Origin of the sequence: Pseudoclavibacter caeni, assembly GCF_008831125.1 — a bacterium.
Lineage (GTDB): Bacteria > Actinomycetota > Actinomycetes > Actinomycetales > Microbacteriaceae > Pseudoclavibacter_A > Pseudoclavibacter_A caeni.
On the sequence record NZ_WBKA01000003.1, the window covers coordinates 249,643 to 272,862 of the forward strand.

The following is a 23,220-nucleotide window of genomic DNA, read 5'->3' on the forward strand; positions in this document are numbered from 1 at the left end:
TCAACGGGCGCGCAGGCCGGCCATGCTGTTGGCCTGCATCCGCATGAGGAACTCGACGTTGGACTTGGTCTCCTTGAGGCCGTTGAGGACGACCTCGAGCGCCTGCTGGGGCTCGAGCCCGCCGAGCGCGCGGCGGAGCTTCCAGACGATCTTCAGCTCGTCGGCCGGCAGCAGCAGCTCTTCGCGGCGGGTGCCGGAGGCGTTGACGTCAACAGCCGGGAAGATGCGCTTGTCGGCGAGCTGTCGCGACAGCCGCAGCTCCATGTTGCCGGTGCCCTTGAACTCCTCGAAGATGACCTCGTCCATTTTCGAGCCCGTCTCCACGAGCGCCGAGGCGATGATCGTCAGCGAGCCGCCGTTCTCGATGTTGCGAGCGGCGCCGAAGAAGCGCTTCGGCGGGTACAGCGCGGAGGCGTCGACGCCGCCGGAGAGGATGCGCCCGCTGGCCGGAGTGGACAGGTTGTAGGCGCGGCCGAGTCGGGTGATCGAGTCGAGCAGCACGACCACGTCGTGCCCCAGCTCGACCAGGCGCTTGGCGCGCTCGATCGCGAGCTCGGCGACCGTGGTGTGATCGTCGGCCGGCCGGTCGAAGGTCGAGGCGATGACCTCGCCCTTCACCGTGCGCTGCATGTCGGTGACCTCCTCGGGGCGCTCGTCGACGAGCACGACCATGAGGTGCACCTCGGGGTTGTTGCGGGTGATCGCGTTGGCGATCTGCTGCATGATGATCGTCTTGCCGGCCTTCGGCGGAGCGACGATGAGCCCGCGCTGGCCCTTGCCGATCGGGGCGACCAGATCGATCACGCGCCCGGTGAGCTTCTGGGGCTCGGTCTCGAGCCGCAGCCGCTCCTGAGGGTACAGCGGGGTGAGCTTGTTGAACTCGACGCGCTGCTTCGCCTCCTCGACGGTCTGGCCGTTGACGGTGTCGACGCGAACGAGCGCGTTGTACTTCTGCCGCCCGCCGTGCTCGCCCTCGCGCGGCTCCTTGATCGCGCCGACGACCGCGTCGCCCTTCCGCAGCCCGTACCGCTTGACCTGGCCGAGCGAGACGTAGACGTCGCTCGGGCCGGGCAGGTAGCCGCTGGTGCGCACGAACGCGTAATTGTCGAGCACCTCGAGCACGCCGGCGATCGGGATCAGCGTGTCGTTCTCGGTGATCTCCGGCTCCTCGTCACGGCCCCGGCGCCGGCGATCACGGCTGCGGCTGCGGCTGCGCCGACCGCGCCGCTCCTCGCCCTCGCCCTCGTTGCGGCCGTGGTGACCGCGGTCCTCGCCGCGGTCGCCCCGCTCGCCGCGGTCACCCTTCTCGGACTTCTCCCCGCGGCCGCTGCCGTTGCCGCCCGAGCGCTCGCCCCGGCCGTTCTCTCCCCTCTGGCCGCCGCGGCCGTCCGACCGCTCGTTCTTCTCGGAGCGCTCGCCACGGCCGCCCTCGCGCGACTCGGCCGGCTCCGCCTCACTCTGGTCACGTCGACCGCCGCGACGGCCACGCCCCGAGCGGTGCTCGCCCTCGCCGCGCTCCTCGTCGTCACCAGACGTCGTGGACTCACCGGACGGCTGCACGTCACCCTCGCCGCGCTCCTCCGGGCGATGCCCGCGGCCACGGCCCCGACGACGGCCACGGCCGCCCTCATGCTCCTCGTCACCCGACGTCGCGGCAGGCTGCTGCGCCGCCTCGGCGGCCTCGGCCGGTTGAGACGTCTCGGCAGCCGGCGCGGCGGGCTCGGTCGCAGGGGTCTCCTCGACGTGCTGCGCACCCGGCTCGTCCAGCTCCACGACCTCGGCCCGCACATGCCCCGCAGCGCCCTCGGCCACATCGGTGACGGGCAGTGTGACCCGCCGCGAACGGCGGGCGCCGGAACGGCGCGACCGGCCCGAGGCGGTGCCCTCGGTCTCCGCCGCGGCCTCGGCGCGCGACTCCTCGTGCTCCGCGGCCTTCGGCGCCGCGGTCTCCGGCGCCTCAGCGGCGGGCTGGGTCGAGGCCTCCGCCGCCGGCTGCGCGCCGTCCGCGGCGAGCTCGGCACGCCTCGCGGTGATCGCGGCGATCAGCTCGCTCTTGCGCAGCTTGACGCCGGCCACGCCGAGGTCTGCGGCGATGCTTTGCAGCTCGGCGACGCGCAGCGTGCTCAGCCGCGGGCTGTCAGCGCCACGGGCGTTAGTGTTCTGGGTATCGGTGTTCACGACATCAGTCACAGGGGATGTTCCTCTCGCCTTGCCGAAGCGGACAAGGAGATTGAGCGGTTCGGATGGAGCCGACCGTCAGTTCGACATGAAAAGGCGTTGAGCAGAGATGAGTCTGAGCGCCTCAGATCATGACCGAGAGCAGCGCTCTCAAAGTCATGCCACCACTGTAGCACCATCACGGGCCACGGCCACCCGCCGGGCGCGCCACCGCACCTCCAGGCCGCCCGCGCCGGCCGTCCGCGCCGGTGCCTGCGCGACCACCGCGTCCGCCTCGACCGGGCTCTGCGCCAGCACGAGGACGGTGGGGCCTGCCCCGCTGAGCACGGCCGCATGGCCGGCCCCGCGCAGTCGCCCGATGAGCTCTGCGGTAGGTCGCATCGCCTCGGCGCGATACGGCTGGTGCAGCCGGTCCTCCGTCGCCGCCGGCAGCAGGTCGGGACGCGCCTCGAGCGCCCGGACGAGCAGCGCCGCGCGCGACACGTCGAACACGGCGTCGGCGAGCGGCACCCGCTCCGGCAGCAGCCGCCGGGTCTCGGCCGTGCGCACCTGGTAGTCGGGCACCAGGATCACCGGGGTCACCCGGGGATCCACCGCGATCGGGACCGCGTGCGCGCCCGAGTCATCCTGCCAGGCGATCGTGCCGCCGCCGTAGACGGCCGGCGCCGCGTTGTCAGGATGCCCCTCGGCCGCGCTGGCGAGTCGGAACAGCTCGTCGCGATCAGGCAGTGCCCCGGTATGCAGCCACAGCGCGGCGGCGACCCCGGCGACGACCGCCGAGGCGGAGGAGCCGAGCCCGCCGGACTGCGGCACCTCGTTGCGGGCGATCACCCGGGCGCCGTCGAGCCGGTCGCGCGAGCCGAGCCGGTCGAGGGTGTCGAGCATCGTGCGCACGACGAGATGCCGCTCGTCACGAGGCAGCCGCCCGCGCCCGGAGCCGTGCACGTCCACGCGGATGCGCCCTGAGTCGTCCGGCTCGACGATCACCTCGTTCCACAGGCCGAGCGCGAGGCCGAGCGTGTCGAAGCCGGGGCCGAGGTTCGCTGTCGTCGCCGGCACCCGGACGCGCAGTCGGGTCACGCTCACTCCCCCTCGACGCGCAGCACGCCCACGACCGACCGCACCGCCGGCAGGTCGCCGAGCAGCGCGACGACCCGGCGGAGCACGCCCTCCGGGGCGTGGTGGGTGATGATCACGAGCCGGGCGCCGTCCACCTGGGCGTCCTCGAGCGCCGACTGGTGCAGGGCGCGCACGGAGACGTCGCCGCGTGCGAGCACGGCCGCGATCTGCTCGAGCACGCCGGGCTGGTCGTCGACGTGCAGGGTGATCTGCCAGCTCGAGGCGACCTCGGCGATGTCGGCGATGCGCAGATGCGCGTCGAAGGTGATGAACTCGGCGGGGGCGCCGCGCACGATGCGCTTCGCGGCGAGCACGAAGTCGCTCAGCACCGTCGACGAGGTTTCCACCCCGCCGGCACCGGCGCCGTAGAACATGAGGTCCCCGGCGTCCATCGCCTCGACGAAGATGGCGTTCTTGCCGCCGTGCACGGCGGCGAGCGGATGGTCGTGCGGCACGAGCGCCGGGTAGACGCGCACGTTGACCGCCTCGTCCGGAGTGCCGGCGTGCAGGCGCTCGGCGACGGCCAGCAGCTTCACGACGAAGCCGTCGCGCCGCGCGTCGACGAGCTGCTCGCCGGTCAGCCGGGTGATGCCCTCGGTGTGCACGGCCTCGCGGGGCACATGCGTGTGGAACGCGAGCCCGGCGAGGATCGTCGCCTTTGCGGCGGCGTCGTGCCCCTCGATGTCCGCGGTCGGATCCGCCTCGAGGTAGCCGAGCCGGCGAGCCTCGTCGAGCGCCTCCTCCATGGTGATGCCCGCGGTGTCGATACGGTCGAGGATGTAGTTCGTGCTGCCGTTGACGATGCCGAGCACACGCTGGATGCGATCGCCGACAAGCGAGTCCTGCAGCGGGCGGATGATCGGGATCGCCGCGGCTGCGGCCGCCTCGTACCAGGTCTCCGCGCCGCCCTCGCGCCCGGCCTGGAAGATCTCGACCTGGTGGGCGGCGAGCAGCGCCTTGTTCGCGGTGACGACGTCCTTGCCCTGGCGCAGCGCCCGCTCGATCCAGGTGCGGGCCGGCTCGATGCCGCCGATGAGCTCGATGACGATGTCCGCGCGGTCGATGAGCCCCTCGGCGTCGGTCGTGAACAGCTCCGCCGGCAGCTCGACGTCGCGCGGGGCGTCCAGCCGACGCACGGCGATGCCGATGAGCTCGTACGGCGCGCCGATGCGCTGCGAGAGCTCCTCGCGGCGCTCGATGAGCTGGCGGGCGGTCTGCGCGCCCACCGATCCTGCTCCCAGCAGCGCGACCTTCAGCGGCGCGCCCGGACGGTGCGTGGTCATGCGTCTCCCTCTCTCTGGATGCGGCCGGCGATGCCGGCGTCTCGCGCCAGCAGCGTCTCGATCGTCTCGCCGTGGACGAGCAGACGGGCCTTCCCGTCCGCCACTGCGACCATGGCCGGCCGCGGGGTCATGTTGTAGTTCGAGGACAGCGAGAAGCAGTAGGCGCCGGTGTCCGCCACCGCGAGCAGGTCGCCACGGTGAACGTCGTCCGGCAGCCAGTCGGCCTGCACGACGATGTCACCGGACTCGCAGTGCCGGCCCACGACCCGCACGAGGGCCGGGGCGGCCGTGCTGCCGCGGGACGCGAGGGAGACCTGGTACTCGGCGCCATACAGCTCCGGGCGCGGGTTGTCGCTCATGCCGCCGTCGACGGAGACGTAGCGGCGCACCCGCTCCACACCGTCGCCGAGGCGGACATCCTTGACCGTCCCCGTCTCGTACAGGGTGACGCCCGCACGGCCGACGATCGACCGGCCCGGCTCGATCGCGATGCGCGGCACCGGCACACCCTGCGCTCGGGCGGCCCGGGCGAGCCGGGCTGCGACCCCGTGGGCGATCTCCTCGATCGGTCGGGGGCTGTCGGCCTCGGTGTAGGCGATGCCGAACCCGCCGCCGAGATTGAGCTCGGGCACCGGGGCGATGCGCGACAGCCGCGCGTGCACGGCCATGAGCCGGTCGATCGCCGCGTCGAAGCCGGCGTGGTCGAAGATCTGCGAGCCGATGTGCGAGTGCAGGCCGACGAACTCGAGCTCCGGATGCGACCGGATGCGCGCGACAGCCTCGTCGACGTCGGCGAGGGCGACGCCGAACTTCTGGTCCTCCGTGGCCGTGGCGAGGTACTCGTGGGTGGAGGCGTGCACGCCCGTGGTCACTCTGAGCCGCACACGCTGCCGGGCCGGCCGCTCGCCGGTCTCCGCAGCCCGGTCGCCGATCGCGGCGACGAGCAGGTCGATCTCGTCGAGCGAGTCGATCACGATCGTGCCGACGCCGATGGCCACCGCCGCGCGCAGCTCCGCGTACGACTTGTCGTTGCCGTGCATGCCGATCCGCGCCGGCGGCATCCCGGCGGCGACGGCGACAGCGAGCTCCCCGCCACTGGCGACGTCGAGGCTGAGCCCGAGGTCGCGCATGCAGCGCACGATCTCACTGGTCAGCAGCGCCTTGCCGGCGTAGTAGACAGTCACTGCGGAGCCGACGTCGGCGAGCGCGCGCGTGAACGCGTCGCGGATGGCCGTGGCCTGGGCCGTGATCGTCGCCCAGTCGATGACGTACAGCGGGGTGCCGAAGCGTGCCGCGAGCTCCGTCACGCGCACACCGCCGATGCAGAGGCATCCGTCGTCGTCGCGTCGGGCGGTGTCGGGCCACCAGCGCGGGTCGATCGCGTCGAGATCGCCGGGGGCGTCGAGCCAGTCCGGAGCGAGCGCGGCGCCGGACAGACCGCGGCCCGGGAAAGGGGATGAAATGCTCACCCGACCATTCTAAGGCGTGGGGTCATCCGCCCGGAGCGGGCCGGACACGCGACGACCGGGTGCCTCCCCCGTCGCGTGGGACGGGCCACGGCGCGGCCGCGGACGGACGCGGGCGGGCACGCGCGGGCACGCCCGTCAGACGGCTCACATCCGGTCGGGCGCCGACACCCCGAGCAGGCCGAGGCCGTTGCGCAGCACCTGGCCGGCGGCGTCGTTGAGGGCCAGCCGGGCGGCGTGCACGGGCTCGACCGGATCCTCGCTGAGCGGGATGACCCGGCAGGCGTCGTACCACCGGTGGAAGTCGCCGGCGAGATCCTCCAGGTAGCGGGCGACACGGTGCGGCTCGCGCAGCCCCGCGGCCTTCGCGACGACCGCCGGGAACTGGGCGATGCGGGCGATGAGCTGGGTCTCCGTCGGATCCGTCAGCGTCGCCGGGTCGAAGACGAAGGCGTGCGCCTCGCCGAGCTGCCCGTCGCCGTCCGCGAGCATCCGCGCCCGGGCCGCGTCGGTGCCGAGGCGACGCTCGGCCGCGGTGCGGGCCGCAGCCGTGGCCGCGGCGCGCACCTGGTCGATGCCCTGCCCCGGGTAGGCGACGGCGATGCCCGCGGCGGCGGCGTTGACCGCCACGTTGTGCGTGCGGGCGTGCGCGTACTGCACGTAGAAGACGGGGTTGTCGTTCGTGCGGCTGCGCAGCTGCTCACCGTCGAGGTTGAGTGGGGAGTCAGCCGGGTAGCGGGCCAGCCAGTAGCGCAAGGCGTCCGTGCCGAGCCAGGCGAGCAGGTCGTCAAGCTCGACGATGTTGCCGGCGCGCTTGGAGAGCTTCGCCCCGTCGAGGTTCACCAGCTGGCCGATGAGCACGCTGATGTTCGTCTCGGGGTCGTCACCCGCGGCAGCCACGACGGCCTTGAGTCGGTTCACGTAGCCGTGATGATCGGCGCCGAGGAAGTAGATGCACTGTTCGAAGCCGCGCGACCGCTTGTCCAGGTAGTAGGCGGCGTCGGCGGCGAAGTAGGTCTCCTCCCCGTTCGAGCGCACCACGACGCGATCCTTGTCATCGCCGAGATCGGATGTGCGCACCCAGGTCGCTCCGTCGCGTTCGTAGACACGCCCCTGCTCGCGCAGATGCTCGACGGCCTGCTGGATCGCGCTGCGTCCGGTCGCCGGGTCGATCGCGTGCAGCCGTCGCTCGCTGAACCACACGTCGAAGTGCACGTTGAAGCGGTCGAGGGAGTCGCGGATCTCGGCCAGCTGGCGCTGGTAGGCGAGCTCGCGGGCGGTGACGAGCTGCTCCGCCGCGGGCAGCTCGAGGATGTCGGGCCGCGCCTCGCGCACCTGGGCCGCGAGGTCCTGGATGTACTGCCCCGGGTAGCCGTCCTCCGGCGTCGGCTCCCCCTTGATCGCGGCGAGCACGCTGCGCGCGAAGCGATCCATCTGGCTGCCTGCGTCGTTGATGTAGTACTCGCTGACGACGCGAGCGCCGGAGGCGCGCAGCAGTCGGGCGATCGAGTCACCGAGCGCGGCCCAGCGGGTGTGCCCGATGTGCAGCGGGCCGGTCGGATTCGCCGAGACGTACTCGAGATCGATCGCGTGCCCGGCGAGGCTCTCGTTGTCCCCGTAGCGATCGCCCTGTGCGGCCACGGTCGCGAGCACCGACGCGCCCGCCGCGGCGTCCAGGGTGACGTTGATGAACCCGGGGCCGGCGACGTCCACCTCGGCGATGCCATCGACGTCGCGCAATCGGCTGGCGATCGCCTCGGCAAGCTCGCGCGGTGCCATCCCGACGCGCTTCGCGTGCTGCAGGGCCACGTTCGTCGCCCAGTCACCGTGGTCACGGCTCTTGGGACGGTCAACGCGCGGGGCGTCCACCTCGGCGAGCTCGGCGGGGATGCGTCCCTCCCGCGCGAGGTCGGCGAGCGCGGCGGCGATGGTCTGGGAGAGGTCTTCAGGGGTCACGGGGGACGATTCTATCGCTCTCGACGTGCCAGCCGCGTCCCCGCGACGCGCCCGATCCGGCCGCCGCGGACGCGCGTCACAGCGCCCCGTTCGAGACCACCCGACGCATGGTGCTACTGTTGAGCGTGCGCGTCATGCGCAGGGCGCCCATAGCTCAGCTGGATAGAGCGTTGGTTTCCGGTACCAAAGGCCAGGGGTTCGAATCCCCTTGGGCGCACCAGAGTGTCTCGAACACCTGTCATCTCTCACATCGCATGCAGGCAGGCGTGCCAGAGCGTCATGCGATATCAGACATTCCTCGCATCGCCTGTGGGCGGACCTGCCTCCCCCTCTGACAGCGGCCGGCATCGCCGGCAGTGGGGACGCCCGCCCCGGCACAGTTCTGATCAGAGCCAGCCGCATCTGCTCGCACACCGGATCGGATCCCGCCCGTGAACCGCCGGTGCAGATCGTCACGGTGGGGCGGGGCTCTCGCCCCACCCCACACCCCCCTCGCGTCGTCGCGACGACGCCGTCCTCCCGAACCGACCGCTCACCCGCTGCACGTGGCCCGGCTCACCAGACCACCCCCGCCCTGCCAGGAGGCCCCTGCCAGGGGTCTCCGAGAACCGCAGCGGGGCCGCCGGCGGAGGCACCCCACCGACGACTCTAGAACCAACCTGTGACATCACGCATCGTTCCAGTTCGATTCCAGAGAACCCGGAATTCCAGGACCCGCCCCTCTCCCCGCGTCCGGAGCGTCCGCTCTCTCATCCGTCTCCCGCGCCATGGCACGTCAGGCAGGCGCGACGGCCCCGGGCGCCGACGACGAGTTCGAGGTGCCGGACAAGTCCCGCAGATGTCCGAGAACGATCGGAGAATGCGAGTCAGGTCAGACGCCACGGTGAGACGAGAGGATGGGCGGGCAACCGGGTCACACCCTCCGCGACTGGTGGGCTGTGACGTCGTGTCCACAGCCCACCCGACCGTCAGCGGCGGTGAGGCCGGGCGATCATGTCAGGACGCCGCGGACGCGATGCGACGGGCCAGCATCCGGCGCAGATCGCGACGACTGGACTTGCCCACCGCGGTCATGGGGAAGTCTCCAGCGAGCACGCACTCGTCCGGGGCGCAGAACGCCGGCAGCCCCGAGTCACGGACCTGTCGCCGCACCCGCCGTGCGACCTCGGCCGGGGCCGGCTCGAGCGCGTCAGCCGGGAGTGCGTGTCCCTGGAGCCGGAGCACGGCGACGACGCGCTCGCCGAGCACGTCGTCGGGGACGGGCACGACGAGCACGTCGAGGATCCGCCTGTCACGCAGCAGGACGTCCTCGACATGTGCGGCGACGATCTTCTCCCCGGCCCGGTTGATGAGATCCTTGCTGCGCCCCTCGACGACCAGACATCCGTCCTCGCGCATGCGGACGAGATCACCGGTCCGGTAGAACCCGTCTGACGTGAACGAGACGCGATTCGTCTCCTCCGCCCGGTAGTAGCCGTTGATCGTGTAGGGCCCGCGGGTCAGCAGGTCGCCGACCGTGCCGCGCGGCACCGGGCGATCCTGCTCGTCGACGATCCGGATCTCGTCGTGCTCGCTCATCGGTCGCCCCTGTGTGTGCAGCACGACCTCGAGGGGGTCGTCCAGCCGGGTGTAGTTGACCAGCCCCTCCGCCATGCCGAACACCTGCTGCAGACGGCAGGGCATCGCCGCGGCGATCCGCTCGGCGGCCGCGTCGGTGAGCTTCGCCCCGCCGATGAGCAGCGTCCGCAGCGAGGCGAGGACGTCCGGATCCTGCGGGACGTGTCTCGCCCAGAGCAGGGCCATCGGCGGGACGAGCGCGGTGATCGTGACCCGCTCGCGGCGGATGAGCGGCAGGCACACGTCCGGAGCCGGGGTGGGCGCGACCACGACCGTGCCGCCAGCCAGCAGCGTGCCGAGCACCCCGGGCGAGCTCATCGTGAAGTTGTGCGCGATGGGCAGGGCCGCGAGATAGACGGCATCCTGGTCGACGGCGCAGATCTCATCGCTGAGGCGGAGGGTCAGCATGTAGTCGTCGCTCGTGCGGGGGATCAGCTTCGGTGTCCCCGTGGTGCCGCCGGAGAGCTGCAGGAACGCCACGTCCTCGGCGTCGATCGCGGCGCAGCGGGTCAGCTCCTCCCCGACGCCGTCGGCGGGCTCCTCCATCAGCTGCTCGGGATGTGTGATGACGAGCAGCTCCCGCCCCTCGCCACGCAGCTCCTCCTGCACGGCCCGGGCGACGTCTCCGAGCGGATCCCGCAGGTGCCGCTCGACGGTGATGAGCGCCACGGCGTCCGCATGCCGCACGAAGTGCGCGATGCTCTCCCGGCGATGTGCGGGCAGGGCGAACACCGGCACCGCCCCGATCCAGAACACCCCGAACAGGACGGGGAGGAACTCGAGCACGTTCGGCAGCTGCAGCACGACCCGATCTCGATCCCCCACCCCCGCAGCCCGCATCCTGGCGGCGACGACGAGGCTGGCGTGCTCGAGCTGCCGGTAGGTGAGGCTGCGCCCAGAGGCGTCCACGACCGCGACGTGCTCGCCTCGACGGAGGACGCTGTCGTGCAGCATCGCCGGGAAGGTGGACCCGTTCCAGAGCCCGGCGGCGCGATACTGTCGCGCCCGTTCAGCGGAGAACGGCACCGCGCCGGCGAGCATCAGGCGCCCCGCTCCTCCGCCGCCCGGCGTTCGAGCAGCCGCAACCAGCCGCGCGGGGTGGAATCGCCCAGAAGATCGACGTACCCGACGTCGTGGCCGGCGTCCCGCGCCTGCTGGACGAGCTCCATGGCGCTCAGCGAGTCGAGCCCCTGGTCGAAGAGATCCACGTCCAGATCGATGTCCTCGGCCGAGGTCCCCCGCAGGAACCCGGCGAGCTGCCGCCTCACCGTCGTCTCGTCGATCACGTCGCTCCCATCACCGATCACCGCCCGACCCACGAATCGGGCAGGCTTTCCTAAATCAACGTTCGTAGAGTATACACTCGCTGCATATGACCAGATGTTTCCTCCCGCTGCTCTCGACCCAGCGTGGCGTCCGGCTCGCCGAACGGCTCGCCGGAGACTCCAGAGCGTTCCAGACGGGCCGGTACCTCGACATCCCCACGACAGTGCGGCCCGATCGCTCCCGGCACGCCGTCGCCGCCGCCGTCGACCGACACGAGCTGCTGCGCACCGTGCTCGTCGAGGCGGACGGGGAGACGCGTCAGCAGGTGCTGCCCCTGCCGGTCTGGTCTCCCGCGGTGTGGGATCTGCGTGACGAGCCGGACGCGCGCGACCGTGCCCTCGCGCTGATGCGGGCCGACCTGAGCGCACCGCGCACCCCCGAACGGGCCGCCGTCGACCTCGTCAGCGAAATGCTGTTCCTCCTGCCAGGCGACCGATCGCTGTGGTACCAGCGGCTCCACCACGTCCTCACGGACGGATACGGTCACTCCCTGCTGTTCGCCCAGCTGCTCGGTGCCTGCGCCGGCCGGCCGCTGCCGGAGGCGCCCACGCTCGCCGAGCTCGTCGACGCCGAGGCCGCGGAGCTCCCCGCTGCCGGTTCAGACCTGCGACACTGGCTCGCCTCGCCGCCGGTGCCGGCCCGCTCTCCCGGGGTCGAGGCGGCCACACCCCGTCCCGCCGCGACGCACATCCGTGTTCAGCGGGATCTCCCCGTGCGCGCGACGGCTCTGTTGAACCACCTCGCCCGCCGCTGTCAGACCATCTGGGCGGCCGCCGTGGCCGCGGCGGCCGCGGATCTGGTCGCCTCGTTCACCGATACCACGACCGCGGTGCTGGGGCTGCCGCTGATGCGTCGAGGTGATCGGGTCTGGCGGCGGACCATCGCCCCTCGGGTGACGGTCATGCCGATGCGCGTCAACATCGATCCGCAGGCCGATGTCCGTCGGACGCTCCGCGAGGTCGAGAAGCGCCTCCACGACGCCAGCGCCCACCAGCACGCGATCAGCGAGGACCTCCGCGCGGCCGCGTCACTGCCCCCGTCGGAACGGCTGATCGGCCCGCAGCTGAACCTCAAGCCGTTCCACGACGACCCGCGCGTGCACGGGATGACTGCGCGCATGGTGGATCTCTCGGCTGGTCCCGTCGAGGACCTCACCATCAGCGTGTACCCCGACGGCGAGCGCCTCCACCTCGACGTCGACGGGAACCCGCGGCTGCGGTCGCCCGAGGAGCTGGATGACCTGGCGGACCGGCTGCTGCTGCGTCTGGAGCGCCTCGCCGTCGCCGGTCCGCGGGATCGGTTCACAGCGGCCGGATGGCTGCTTCCCAAGGAACGCGATCGCGTGCGGGTGCGTCGGGCACGGGCCAACCACCCGCTGCCGACGGACGACGCGGGACGTCCGCTGACCGTGCCGGCGATCACCGACCGCACGGTGCGGCGACAGCCGCGCCGGCTCGCGCTGATCGCCCCGGGATGTATGCTCACCCGCGAGGAGCTCGCCCGGGAGTCGTCGGGGCTGAGCGCCCTGCTACGAGACCGGGGTCTGCGCCCCGGCATGACCGTGGGCGTGTGCCTGCACCGCGGGGCGTCCCTCGTGGCCGCCGTCCTCGCCGTCCTCCGCTCAGGCCTGGTCTATCTGCCGCTCGATCCGGACGCGCCCGCGGAGCGCATCCGGATGATGCTGGCGGACGCCTCGGCCTCGGCCGTGGTCACCACTCCGGACACCGTCGGGCTGCTCCCGGAGGACGCGCCGGTGATCCTCCTCGACGCCGCGGCGGCGCCTCTCGCCGAGTCGACGCCCCCTCGACCGGTGGCATCCGGCCCGGATGCGGACGACCCCGCCTACCTGCTGTTCACCTCGGGGTCCACCGGACGCCCGAAAGGCGTGGTGGTCCACCACATCGCACTGGCCAATCGTCTCCTGTGGATGGCGGACGCCCTCAGGATCGGCCCGGGCGACCGTGTGCTGCACAAGACCCCGATCGGCTTTGACGTCTCCTTGTGGGAGCTGCTGCTGCCCCCGGTGGCCGGCGCGGTCACCGTCATCGCCCCGCCCGGCGCTCAGCGGGACCCCTTCGCGCTGGGCGAGCTCATCGAGCGCGAACAGGTCACTGTGGTGCATTTCGTGCCCACCATGCTGCGCACCTTCGTGTCCGCCCTGCAGCGCTCCGCACGGCGGCCGGATCTCAGCTCACTGCGACTGATCGTCTGCTCCGGGGAGACGCTCACCGGGGACGTCGTCACTGCGGCGCATGCGCTCACGGACGCCCGGATCGTCAATCTCTACGGCCCCACAGAGGCGGCCATCGACGTCACCGCGCACGTGGCTGCGAGGCACGTCGTCGACCCGGACATCCCCATCGGCCTGCCGGTGTGGAACACGACGGCGGAGGTGCGGGATCCGGCCGGACGTCTGCTGCCCGACGGCGTGACGGGCGAGCTGTGTCTGGGCGGCATCCAGCTCGCCGAAGGGTATCGGGGACGCCCCGAGGAGACCGACCGGGCGTTCGTCCGGATGGAAGACCATCCGGACGGCCCCGCCCGCGAGTACCGCACCGGCGACCGTGCGGTGCGAGACCGCGCCGGTCTGCTGCGCTACCGCGGCCGACGAGACGGGCAGGTCAAGCTGCACGGCCAGCGCCTCGAGCTCGGAGAGATCGAGCGAGCGCTGAGCCTGCCCGCGGCGCCCGAGACCGCCGCGACCGTGCACGCTCGCGCCGGCGACCGCATCCTCGTCGGCTATGTGGTGGGCGGCCAGGCCGCCGCCGACGCGGCGCGGCGCCACTGCCGCCGAACACTCCCCAACGCGCTGGTGCCCACCGTGGTGCTGCCGCTGCCGGAGCTGCCACTCTCCCCCTCGGGGAAGCTCGACCGACGCGCACTGCCCGCCCCGGAGCTCCAGGGTCGCGGCACCCTCCCGCGGACGGATCTCGAGCGTCGGGTGCTCGCCGCGTTCCGTCGTGTGCTCGCCGATCCGCAGGCCGACGAGGCGCAGACGGGACTCGGCATGACCGATGACTTCTTCACGCACGGCGGATCGTCGCTGAGCGCTGTCGAGCTCGTCGTGCAGCTGGAGGAGGATGGGGTGCACGCTGACTACGCGGACATCTTCGCGGCCAGCACGCCTCGAGCGCTGGCCGCCCTCATCGACGCGGACCGGCGCGACGCGGGATTCGCCCCCGTGCTCGATCTCACGCCGGCCGGGCGTGCCCCGGCGCTCGACGACGAGGACCGGGTGTGGGCATTCATCCATCCCGCCGGCGGTCTCGCCTGGTGCTACCGGACGCTCGCGGGACTGCTGCCCGGGCGTGTACTGGGGTTGCAGTCAGGGGTCTGGGAGTCGGGCGTCGCCGCTGACGACGTCGACCAGGTCGCCCGCCGGATGGCGGACGGCCTGCTCAGCGCCGCACCGACCGGACGCCTGCACGTGATCGGCTGGTCGGTCGGCGGGGTCATCGCGCACCGCCTCGTGACCAGGCTGGAGGAGCTCGGCAGACGTCCGGTACTGCTCGGCCTGCTGGACGCCTATCCCCCATCCGTCTGGCGGGCGGCGCCGGTGCCACCCCAGGACCCCGTCATGGCGCTCACCCGGATGGCCGGGATCGAGCCCCGAGCCCTGCTGGAGAGCCCCGAGCACGCCACGCTGCCAGACGTGGCCCGGGCGCTGGCCGAACGCGGGCATCCCCTCGGCGAGCTCGACGCGCGGCATCTGCGCGGACTGCGCGACGCCGTCGCCGCGGGGAACCGGCTGATGCGCTCCGCCCGGCTGCCGCAGACGGCAACGCCCACGGTGTTCGTCGGCGCGGGTGACGGCGCGGAATGGCTCGACCCCCGCCCCTGGCGTGCCGTGTGTCGAGGCCCGTGGCAGCAGCGGGAGCTGCCGATCCGGCACGAGCAGCTCGTCACCGAGGCGTGGGCGCCTGCGGTGGCCGACATCCTCACGCGTGCAGGGGACGTGCGGCGGTGACGGAGACGAGACGAGCAGAAGAGAGAAGAGGAAAGAGGAGAGGAGAGGATCACATGGACAGCCGAGGAAGAGGAACGGCAGCCGTGGAGACGGCTGCCGGGAGACCAGCTGGGGAACGAGCGACGACGGACTGGCGCGTCGTCGTCACCTGCACGGCGATCATGATCGTCGAGGGGTACGACCTCCTGCTGTTCAGCAACGCCATCCCGGCGCTCATCGCCGATGAGCCGCTGGGCGTGGACCGCGCCGGGGCGGGGACGATCGGAAGCATGGCGTTCCTCGGGATGCTGCTCGGCGGGGTGTTCGCCGGCGCCGTCAGCCGGCGACTCGGCACGGCGAGCACCGTGTTCACGGGGATCATCGGGTTCACCCTGGCGACCGCTGCCGTCGCGCTCGCCGGATCCGGTGTGCAGATCGGCGTCCTCCGCCTGGTCGCGGGCGCCTTTCTGGGGCTCGTCCTCCCGGCTGCACTGTCGGCGGCGCGCCGCGCGACGGCCGACGGGGACGGGTCGATGACGATCACGCTCGTGATGTCCGGGATCGCCATCGGCGCAGTCGTCTCGACGCTCACGGCGCAGTGGGTGCTCGGCATCGGGGGCTGGCGGACGCTGTTCCTCGCCGGCGGGATCGTCGGCCTGCTGCTGCTCGCGCTGACCGCTCCCGCGCTGCGCCGGATGCCCCGGGAACCGCGCGGCCCGGCGGGCTCCGGCACGCTGCGCGAGCTGCTCGTCCGAGGGCGCAGGGGGATGCTGCTGCTCGGCATCGCGACGACCTTCGTCGACCTGCTCACCTGGTACGGCGTGAGCACCTGGCTGACCCAGCTCATGCGCGACTTCGACCTGCCGATGGACAGCGCCCTGCAGCTGATGCTGACACTGAACATCGGGGCGGTCGTCGGCTCGATCGGCGCGGCGATGCTCGCCCGACGCTGGGGCAGCCGGCTCGTGGCCGCACTCGCCGGAGTGCTGGCGGCGGGCAGTCTGCTACTGATCGCCGGCCGGATCGGGCCGGCCTGGCTGACGACCATCGCGGCGGCCCTGCTCGGTGTCGGTGCGATCACGGCGCAGAATCTGGCCAACGATCTCGTCGCCGACGCGTTCCCCGCCCGGCTGCGCACGACCGCGCTCGGGATGACCCTCGGCCTCGGCCGAATCGGCGCCGTCGCCGCCCCGATCCTCGGCGGGCAGATCCTCGCCGCCGGGCTCGGCCCCGCCCGAGTGCTCGAGAGCTTCGCGGCGGCCGCCCTGCTCGGCTCGCTGCTGGCGCTCGCGTTCACCGACGCCCGCCGCGCCCGCGGACGGGCGAGCTGACAGCCGTCCGCGGCCAGGCCTGTGAGGTCGTGACGACGCGGGCCAGGACAGCGGCGCGGGAGAACGTCCTACGATGATCGAGATCCGCAGCGATCAGGAGGAGGAGCCCATGACCCAGCGCAGAATCCCCAGGTGGCAGGACCTGCGACAGTTCCTGCAGGTGAAACCCATCGACCTCGACGGCAAGCGCCGGCGGCTGTCGAGCGTCGCCGACGTGTGGGACATCCGTCGGATCGCCCGGCGGCGCACCCCCGCCGTGCCCTTCGACTACGTCGACGGCGCCGCCGAGGGCGAGGTGAGCCTGCGCCGGGCGCGCCAGGCATGGCGTGACGTCGAGTTCCATCCCGCCGTGCTCAGCCCGGTCGGCGACCTGGACGTCTCGCAGACGATCTTCGACCACCGGGTCGCGTTCCCGCTGGGCATCTGCCCCACCGGGTTCGTGCGGATGATGAACCACGAGGGCGAGATCGCCGCCGGACAGGCGGCCGCCGACGCAGGCGTCCCATACAACCTTTCGACGATGGGCACCACCTCGCTCGAGGACCTCGCCGGCGCGACCCCGGGCGGCTGGAACTGGTTCCAGCTGTACCTGTGGAAGGACCGCGAGCGCTCGGTCGCCCTCGTCGAGCGGGCGAAGGCCGCCGGATACGACACGATCGTGCTGACCGTCGACTGCCCCGTCGCCGGCGCCCGGCTTCGTGACGTCCGCAACGGCATGACGATCCCACCCCGGCTGACGCCGAAGACGTTCCTGAACGGCGCGCTGCGTCCCGCCTGGGTGTGGAACTTCCTCACGACCGAGCCGCTGCGCTTCGCCTCGCTCGACTCGTGGAACGGCACGGTCGCGGAGATCGCGAACGCGATGTTCGACCCGACGATCTCGATCGAGGACGTCGAGTGGCTGCGCGAGCAGTGGGACGGCAACCTCGTCGTGAAAGGCATCCAGACCGTCACCGACGCCCGCCGCGTGCACGACGCCGGCGCGGACGCCGTGTGGCTGTCGAACCACGGTGGCCGGCAGCTCGACCGTGCGCCGATCCCGCTGCACCTGCTGCCCCGGGTGCGCGAGGCGCTCGGCGACGACGCCACGATCCTCATCGACACCGGCATCATGAACGGCGCCGACGTCGTCACGGCGATCGCCCAGGGAGCCGACATGGCCATGATCGGCCGGGCGTACCTGTACGGTCTCATGGCCGCCGGCCGCGAGGGTGTCGCCAAGGTGCTCTCAGTCATGCGCGCCGAGTACACGCGGACGCTGCAGCTGCTGGGCGTCGCGCGCACCGCGGACCTCGGCCCTCAGCACGTGAGGCTGCTGCGCCGGCTGTCGCCGATCCCCGATCCGCGCGTCGACGATGCCCCGAACGACGAGGGACGCATCCCGCTCGCCCGGACGCGCTGAGCGGGATGCACGAGCTCCAGGCTGCGACAATGGATGCCATGACCATCACTGCAGCTGCAGACGGATCCGCCCTCGGCAACCCCGGCCCCGCCGGGTGGGCCTGGTACATCGACGAGGCACGCTGGGCCGCGGGCGGCTGGGAGCACAGCACGAACAACCGCGGCGAGCTGCAGGCCGTGCTCGAGCTGCTGGAGGCGACCGCGCGGGCGGGGCTCGCCGACGAGCCGCTGCGGGTGCTGTGCGACAGTCAGTACGTGATCAACTCGGTGACCAAGTGGATGCCGGGCTGGAAGCGGCGCGGCTGGAAGAAGTCCGATGGGAGGCCGGTGCTCAACCGCGACCAGCTGGAGGCGATCGACCGGGCGCTCGCCGGCCGCGACGTCCGCTTCGACTGGGTGAAGGGGCACGCCGGCCATGAGATGAACGAGGCCGCCGACCAGCGCGCCCACGGCGCCGCACTCGCCATCCAGGCGGGGCGGCCGGCGCCGGCCGGGCCGGGGCTGGCTCCCGGGGGGCCGAAGACGTCCGGGGCTGGAGGGGCCGAGACGGCCGCGGCGAGGCCGACCGGCCCGAGATTCGTCTCGGTCGCCGACGCCCAGACGACCGATGGCGCGCCGCGCACGCCGACACGGGGCGCACGTCCGTCGGTGCGCCTCGTGCTGGATCCGGCGAGCCCGGTGGCGGTGGCGACCGCCCGGTGGCTCGCCGATGTCGCCCGCCTTCGCGATCTCGACGTGCACTGGACGGTCACCGGCACGGCGCCTCTGCCGGACGACCTGCGCACCCTGCTGGGCGCGTCGGCGCGTCCGGCCGCGGATACCGCACCGGACCGCCACGACGCGCCCGCGGGGGCCGCGACCCCGGCGCTGCTCGTCATCGGCGGACGCGTCTTCCGCGGCCCCGTCGTCGATCCGGCGCCGACCGGCCGGGCCGCGGTGCGTCTGTGGGACGCGCTGGCCCTGCTGGCCGGGGTGCCCGGCTTCCGTGCGATCGAGCGCGACGACGCGACGGCGCGCCCGTGACGGCACACCGGGAGACGGTGCACAGTCCGGCCGCCGGCACCGCTGCGTCCACAGGCCGGGCCCGCCCCGCCCAGGGCCCGTCACTGCGCCGGCACACTGGGGGCATGGACCACGACACCATCGCCCCCACGACCGTCACCGCCCGCCCCGCCGTCCACCCTGTCGCGGACGAGCCGGTCGACGGCCAGACCTGTGACCGACCGGATCGCACCAGCGTGCTCGCCGACACCGTCGTGCCCTCCCCGCTCGGCCCGCTGCTGATCGCGGCGACCGAACGCGGGGTGGTGCGCGTGGCCTTCGCCACCGAGGGGGTCGATCCCGTGATCGAGGAGCTCGTCGCCCGGCTGACCCCGGACACCATCGAGTCAGTTCCCCCGGTCGACCCGGCGGCGGCCGGCCGGCCCGGCCCGGACACCGCGGTGCGGCGTCGAGACCGCGGCGCCCCCGGGCTCGCCGTCGGCCTCCCCGATCCCTGGCTCGCCGACCGGGATGCGCCGCATGCCAGCGCCCTGCGCACGCTGGACGAAACGGCTCTGGAGCTCCGAGAGTACTTCAGCGGCGATCGGCGGGCCTTCGCCGTGGCCGTCGACGACGTGCTCTCCCACGGCTTCGCCCTCGAGGTGCGTCGCGAGCTGCGCCGCATCCCCTATGGTGAGACCGCCTCCTACGCCGCCATCGCGGCACGCACCGGCCGACCGCGCGCTGTGCGGGCCGTGGGCTCCGGGTGCTCGGGCAACCCCGTGCCGATCATCGTCCCGTGTCACCGGGTGGTGCGCTCGGACGGCAGTCTGGGCGGCTACCGTGGCGGGATGCCGGCGAAGGCCCTGCTCCAGCGGCTGGAACGCGAGACGCTGGCGGGTCGGCCCCCGGTCGGCGCGCCCCGTGCCGCCCGCGCGACGACCGGGGCGACCGGTCACCGCCCGACCCCCGCGGACGCCCCGGCCCCGGCCCAACCCTCCGCCACTGGAGACCGCGGATGACGACACTGGCCGTGCGAGGACTGCACGTGCGCTACGGCGAGCGCACGGTGCTCGATGACGTGTCGTTCGAGGTGGGGCCGGGCGAGATCCTCGGCTTCGTCGGCGCGAACGGGGCAGGCAAGACCACCACGATGCGCGCCGTACTGGGGATGGTCGTGCCGGACGCGGGCGACGTGCTCGTGGACGGTGCGCCGATCGACGCGGCCCGACGACGGCGCATCGGCTACATGCCGGAGGAACGTGGGTTGTACCCGAGGATGCGGGTGGGCGACCAGCTCGCCCATCTCGCCAGGCTCCACGGTCTCGACCGCACGGCGGCCCGCGCGGCTGCACTGCGCTGGACGACCCGGCTGGGCGTGGCCGATCGCCTCGGCGACCCAGTCGAGCGGCTGAGCCTCGGCAACCAGCAGCGGGTGCAGCTGGCCGCGGCGCTCGTTCACGACCCCGATCTGCTCGTGCTCGACGAGCCCTTCTCGGGGCTTGACCCGGTCGCCGTCGGCGTGATGGCCGCCGTCCTGCGCGAGGCCGCCGCCCGCAGCGTCCCCGTGCTGTTCTCCTCGCACCAGCTCGACCTCGTGCAGCGGCTGTGCGACCGGGTCGGCATCATCGCCGGTGGACGCATGGTCGCCGTCGGCACGGTCGACGAGCTGCGGGCAGACGCCCCAGTACGTTACCGACTCGTCTCGTCGCCCCTGCCCGACGGCTGGGGTCGCGATCTGCCCGGCGTCGTCGACGTGGTCCGCTGCCCCCTCGGCATCGAGCTGGAACTCGCCGATGACGCCCCGGAAACCGCAGCCACGGTGCTGCGGGCGGGAGTCGCCGCCGCCACGGTGACCGAGTTCACCCGCATCCGACCCGACCTGACCGACCTGTATCGCGAGGTGATCGGCGCATGAGGCCCACCCTGCTCGTCGCCGGCCGCGAGATCCGCACCCGGGTGCGCAGCCGCGGCTTCCTGTGGTCGACCGCGATCACGCTGGCGCTCATCCTGCTGGCGAGCCTGCTGCCCCGGGCCGTCACGTTGCTCGACCGGCCGACCACGCTCGCCGTCTCCGGAACGGTCGCGACCGCCGCCGCCGAGACCCTCCCGGAGACCGAGTTCACCGTGCGCCCCGCCGACGACGAGGCTGCCGCCCGAGAGCTCGTCGCCACCGGCGCGGCGCGTGCGGCGCTCGTCACGGACGACACCGCGGACGGCCCGCGCAGCCGGCTCGTCATCGACGGCGACCTGCCGGCGGGCCAGGCGGCGACGATCGACGAGGCGGTGCGCTCGGCGACCAGATCCGCCCTGCTCGCCGCGGCGGGCGTGGACCTCGCCGGCATCGAGCGCGATGTCGACGCCGCGGCGCCCGTGACCGAGAGCATCGGGGCGCCCACGACCGACCCGATCCTGCTCGTCGTCGCCTTCCTGGCGAGCCTGCTGCTGTTCATGCAGCTGTTCGTCTCGGGCATGGCGGTCGCCCAGGGCGTCGTCGAGGAGAAGTCGAGCCGGGTGATCGAGCTGCTGCTCGCGGTCGTCACCCCGCGGCAGCTACTCGTCGGCAAGGTGCTCGGCATCGGCGCCGTCGGGCTGCTCCAGCTGGCGCTCTTCCTCGCCGCGGGGCTCACCGGCGCGGTGGCCAACGGGGTGGTGCTGCTCGCCGGGGCCACCGATCCCGCGGCGACGCTGGACGCCGCGACCGAGGCCAGCGCCGGCGGCACGAGCGGCGTGCTGCCGGTCGTGCTCGTCAGCCTCGTCTGGTTCCTGCCCGGCTACCTCTTCTACGCGTTCGCCTATGGGGCCGCGGGCTCGATGGTCTCACGTCAGGAGGACGTGGGCACGGTCACCACCCCGCTGCTGTTCCTCGTGATGGGCACCTACCTCAGCAGCGTGCTCGCACTGCAGGACGTCACGGCGCCCTGGGTGCGCTGGCTCAGCCTGGTGCCGCCGTTCTCCGCCCTGCTCATGCCGATGCGTGTGGGCGCCGGCTCGGTGACCGGGGGCGAGCTCGCCGTCGCCGGAGTGCTCATGGTCGCCCTGGTCGTGGTCACGGCGCTGCTGGGCGCCGGGATCTACCGGCGCTCCGTGCTGCACACCGGCTCCCGGGTGGGGCTGCGCCGCGCGCTCGGCCGCGGCTGACCGCGGTGTCGCCGCCGGGAGCGGCCGAGAAACCGGACCCGCGGCCTCCCCGCCCCGCGGGAGTGGAGTGGCCCGCCGCAGGAGAGCGGATCGAGCGGGTCCGGGCCCCCCGCACCGCGCGGAGGAGCCGGGGCCGTTCCCCGAGACGGGCGAAGCATACTGGAGGCATGAAGGCCTACACCGCAGACCAGATCCGCACCGCGGAGCGTCCCCTGCTCGATGACGGGGTGCCACTGATGCATCGCGCCGCCGCCGCGCTGGCCCGGGAGATCACCGGGCTCCTCGCCGACCGCGGTCGGCCGCTCGACGCGGCCCGGGTGCTGCTGCTCATCGGCCCCGGCGACAACGGAGGCGACGCCCTGTACGCCGGGCGTGACCTAGCCGATCAGGGGGTCGCGGTGTCGGTGCTGCCCGTCGCCGACCGCGCGCATGCCGCCGGGCTCGAGGCGGCCCGCGCCGCCGGCGCGGACGTCCTGGTCGACCCCGGGGCGGATCGGGATGCGGTCGTGTCCGCGACCGGCCGTGCCGCGCGTTCCGCCGACGTGATCGTGGACGGCATCCTCGGCACCGGTGCCCGACACGGTGACGCCGCCGCCCTGCGCGGAATGCCCCGGGCCGCGGTGGCCGCGGTGCTCGAGGCGCTCGCGGCCACCCGCCCGGACAGCCGGCCGGTCGTGGTCGCGGTGGACGTGCCGAGCGGCATCGACGTCGACAGCGGCGCCGTGCCCGACCAGACCGTGCTGCCCGCCACACTCACCGTCACCTTCGGCGCGGCGAAGGCGGGGCTGCTGCGCTCCCCGGCCCGTGAGCTCGCCGGCGAGCTCAGCGTCATCGACATCGGGCTCGGCCCGCAGCTGGCGGACGTGCCACCGGCGCTCGTCGTCGACGACTGAGCCGCCCCCTCGGCCCACCGTCACCCGGCCCTGAACCCCGCCCCTCAGTCCGCCGTCACCGGAGGCTGCGCCGACCAGGGGAACATGATCCACCGGGCCGTGCGCCGCCAGACAAAATCCGGTCTGATGACGGTGGTGGGCTTCTCGTAGAGGGTGGCGCTCTTCACGTCAGCGCCCTGCTCCTCGAGCATCCGCACGACCATCTGCAGGGTGCGCCCGGAGTCGACGACGTCGTCGACGAGCAGCACGCGCCGGCCGCGCAGCGAGTCAACGTCCAAGAACGGCGGCAACACCATCGGCTCGTCGAGCGTCTCGCCGATCCCGGAGTAGAACTCGACGTTCAGACTCGCGCACTTCTTGGTGTCGAGCGCGTACGAGATGGCGCCGGCCGGCAGCAGACCGCCCCGGGCGATGGCCACGATCACGTCGAACTCGAACCCGCTGGCGACGATCTGCCGGGCGAGCTCGCGGGCGGCCTCACCGAACTCGTTCCACAGCAGCACCTCCCGGATCTCCGTGTGGCCCGGTGTCGTCTCCCAGGGACGTTCGCTCATGTGTCGTTCTCCTCGCTCGAGTCGCCCT

The 23,220-nt window shown here is 72.8% G+C and carries 16 protein-coding genes and 1 tRNA gene; 9 read left to right on the forward strand and 8 right to left on the reverse strand.

All coding sequences use genetic code 11. The annotated features are described in order from the left end of the window. From rho to argS, 5 genes are all read right to left on the reverse strand, one after another. Positions 1–2,190: a transcription termination factor Rho gene (gene rho, locus F8O02_RS05355; protein ID WP_158036207.1), complete on the reverse strand. Its 2,190-nt coding sequence runs from the start codon at positions 2,188–2,190 to the stop codon at positions 1–3. Positions 2,191–2,334: 144 nt separating this feature from the next. Continuing rightward, on the reverse strand, positions 2,335–3,258 hold the full coding sequence (thrB, locus tag F8O02_RS05360) for a homoserine kinase (RefSeq protein WP_225734126.1): 924 nt from the start codon (positions 3,256–3,258) through the stop codon (positions 2,335–2,337). 2 nt (positions 3,259–3,260) lie between these two features. Beyond that, the gene (locus tag F8O02_RS05365; RefSeq protein WP_158036209.1) at positions 3,261–4,580 is read right to left on the reverse strand and encodes a homoserine dehydrogenase; all 1,320 of its coding nucleotides are present in this window, start codon (positions 4,578–4,580) and stop codon (positions 3,261–3,263) included. After that, entirely contained in the window at positions 4,577–6,049 is a 1,473-nt protein-coding gene (gene lysA / locus F8O02_RS05370) for a diaminopimelate decarboxylase (protein ID WP_225734127.1), read from the reverse strand. Before lysA ends, F8O02_RS05365 begins: the two co-directional genes overlap by 4 nt. Positions 6,050–6,193: 144 nt before the next feature. After that, positions 6,194–8,002, reverse strand: coding sequence for an arginine--tRNA ligase (argS, locus tag F8O02_RS05380; RefSeq protein WP_225734128.1), 1,809 nt, complete (start codon positions 8,000–8,002; stop codon positions 6,194–6,196). A 143-nt stretch (positions 8,003–8,145) separates the two neighbouring features. Here argS and F8O02_RS05385 point away from each other — a divergent pair. Then, positions 8,146–8,222: transfer RNA gene (locus F8O02_RS05385), tRNA-Arg, on the forward strand. 776 nt (positions 8,223–8,998) lie between these two features. On the opposite strand, the gene F8O02_RS05390 is transcribed toward F8O02_RS05385, so the two are convergent. After that, positions 8,999–10,660, reverse strand: coding sequence for a (2,3-dihydroxybenzoyl)adenylate synthase (locus tag F8O02_RS05390; RefSeq protein ID WP_158036210.1), 1,662 nt, complete (start codon positions 10,658–10,660; stop codon positions 8,999–9,001). After that, entirely contained in the window at positions 10,660–10,905 is a 246-nt protein-coding gene (locus tag F8O02_RS05395; RefSeq protein ID WP_158036211.1) for a phosphopantetheine-binding protein, read from the reverse strand. Before F8O02_RS05395 ends, F8O02_RS05390 begins: the two co-directional genes overlap by 1 nt. Before the next feature lie 86 nt (positions 10,906–10,991). Between F8O02_RS05395 and F8O02_RS05400 the strand changes: the two genes are divergently transcribed. The 8 genes from F8O02_RS05400 (at position 10,992) to F8O02_RS05435 (ending at position 22,638) form a co-directional block, all read left to right on the forward strand. Further along, the gene (locus F8O02_RS05400) at positions 10,992–14,912 is read left to right on the forward strand and encodes a non-ribosomal peptide synthetase (RefSeq protein WP_158036212.1); all 3,921 of its coding nucleotides are present in this window, start codon (positions 10,992–10,994) and stop codon (positions 14,910–14,912) included. Between the two features lie 53 nt (positions 14,913–14,965). Beyond that, complete coding sequence (locus tag F8O02_RS05405; protein ID WP_179416359.1) at positions 14,966–16,222, forward strand: MFS transporter; 1,257 nt, start codon at positions 14,966–14,968, stop codon at positions 16,220–16,222. Positions 16,223–16,331: 109 nt separating this feature from the next. Then, positions 16,332–17,624 carry an alpha-hydroxy acid oxidase gene (locus F8O02_RS05410; protein ID WP_158036214.1) on the forward strand — a complete coding sequence of 431 codons (1,293 nt, stop codon included), beginning with the start codon at positions 16,332–16,334 and terminating at the stop codon, positions 17,622–17,624. A gap of 38 nt (positions 17,625–17,662) precedes the next feature. Then, a complete protein-coding gene (locus tag F8O02_RS05415; protein WP_158036215.1) occupies positions 17,663–18,646 on the forward strand; it encodes a ribonuclease H family protein in 984 nt (327 codons plus the stop codon). Positions 18,647–18,750: 104 nt separating this feature from the next. Then, complete coding sequence (locus F8O02_RS09200; RefSeq protein WP_158036216.1) at positions 18,751–19,626, forward strand: methylated-DNA--[protein]-cysteine S-methyltransferase; 876 nt, start codon at positions 18,751–18,753, stop codon at positions 19,624–19,626. Beyond that, a complete protein-coding gene (locus F8O02_RS05425; protein WP_158036217.1) occupies positions 19,623–20,522 on the forward strand; it encodes an ABC transporter ATP-binding protein in 900 nt (299 codons plus the stop codon). The genes F8O02_RS09200 and F8O02_RS05425 overlap by 4 nt, the downstream gene beginning before the upstream one ends. Next, positions 20,519–21,745 carry an ABC transporter permease gene (locus tag F8O02_RS05430; RefSeq protein ID WP_158036218.1) on the forward strand — a complete coding sequence of 409 codons (1,227 nt, stop codon included), beginning with the start codon at positions 20,519–20,521 and terminating at the stop codon, positions 21,743–21,745. The genes F8O02_RS05425 and F8O02_RS05430 overlap by 4 nt, the downstream gene beginning before the upstream one ends. Before the next feature lie 167 nt (positions 21,746–21,912). Continuing rightward, positions 21,913–22,638 (forward strand): NAD(P)H-hydrate epimerase, encoded by a 726-nt coding sequence (locus tag F8O02_RS05435; RefSeq protein ID WP_158036219.1) that lies wholly within the window; start codon positions 21,913–21,915, stop codon positions 22,636–22,638. Between the two features lie 44 nt (positions 22,639–22,682). Here F8O02_RS05435 and F8O02_RS05440 read toward each other — a convergent pair whose 3' ends face one another. After that, positions 22,683–23,192, reverse strand: coding sequence for a phosphoribosyltransferase (locus F8O02_RS05440; protein ID WP_158036220.1), 510 nt, complete (start codon positions 23,190–23,192; stop codon positions 22,683–22,685). Positions 23,193–23,220: the final 28 nt, after the last annotated feature.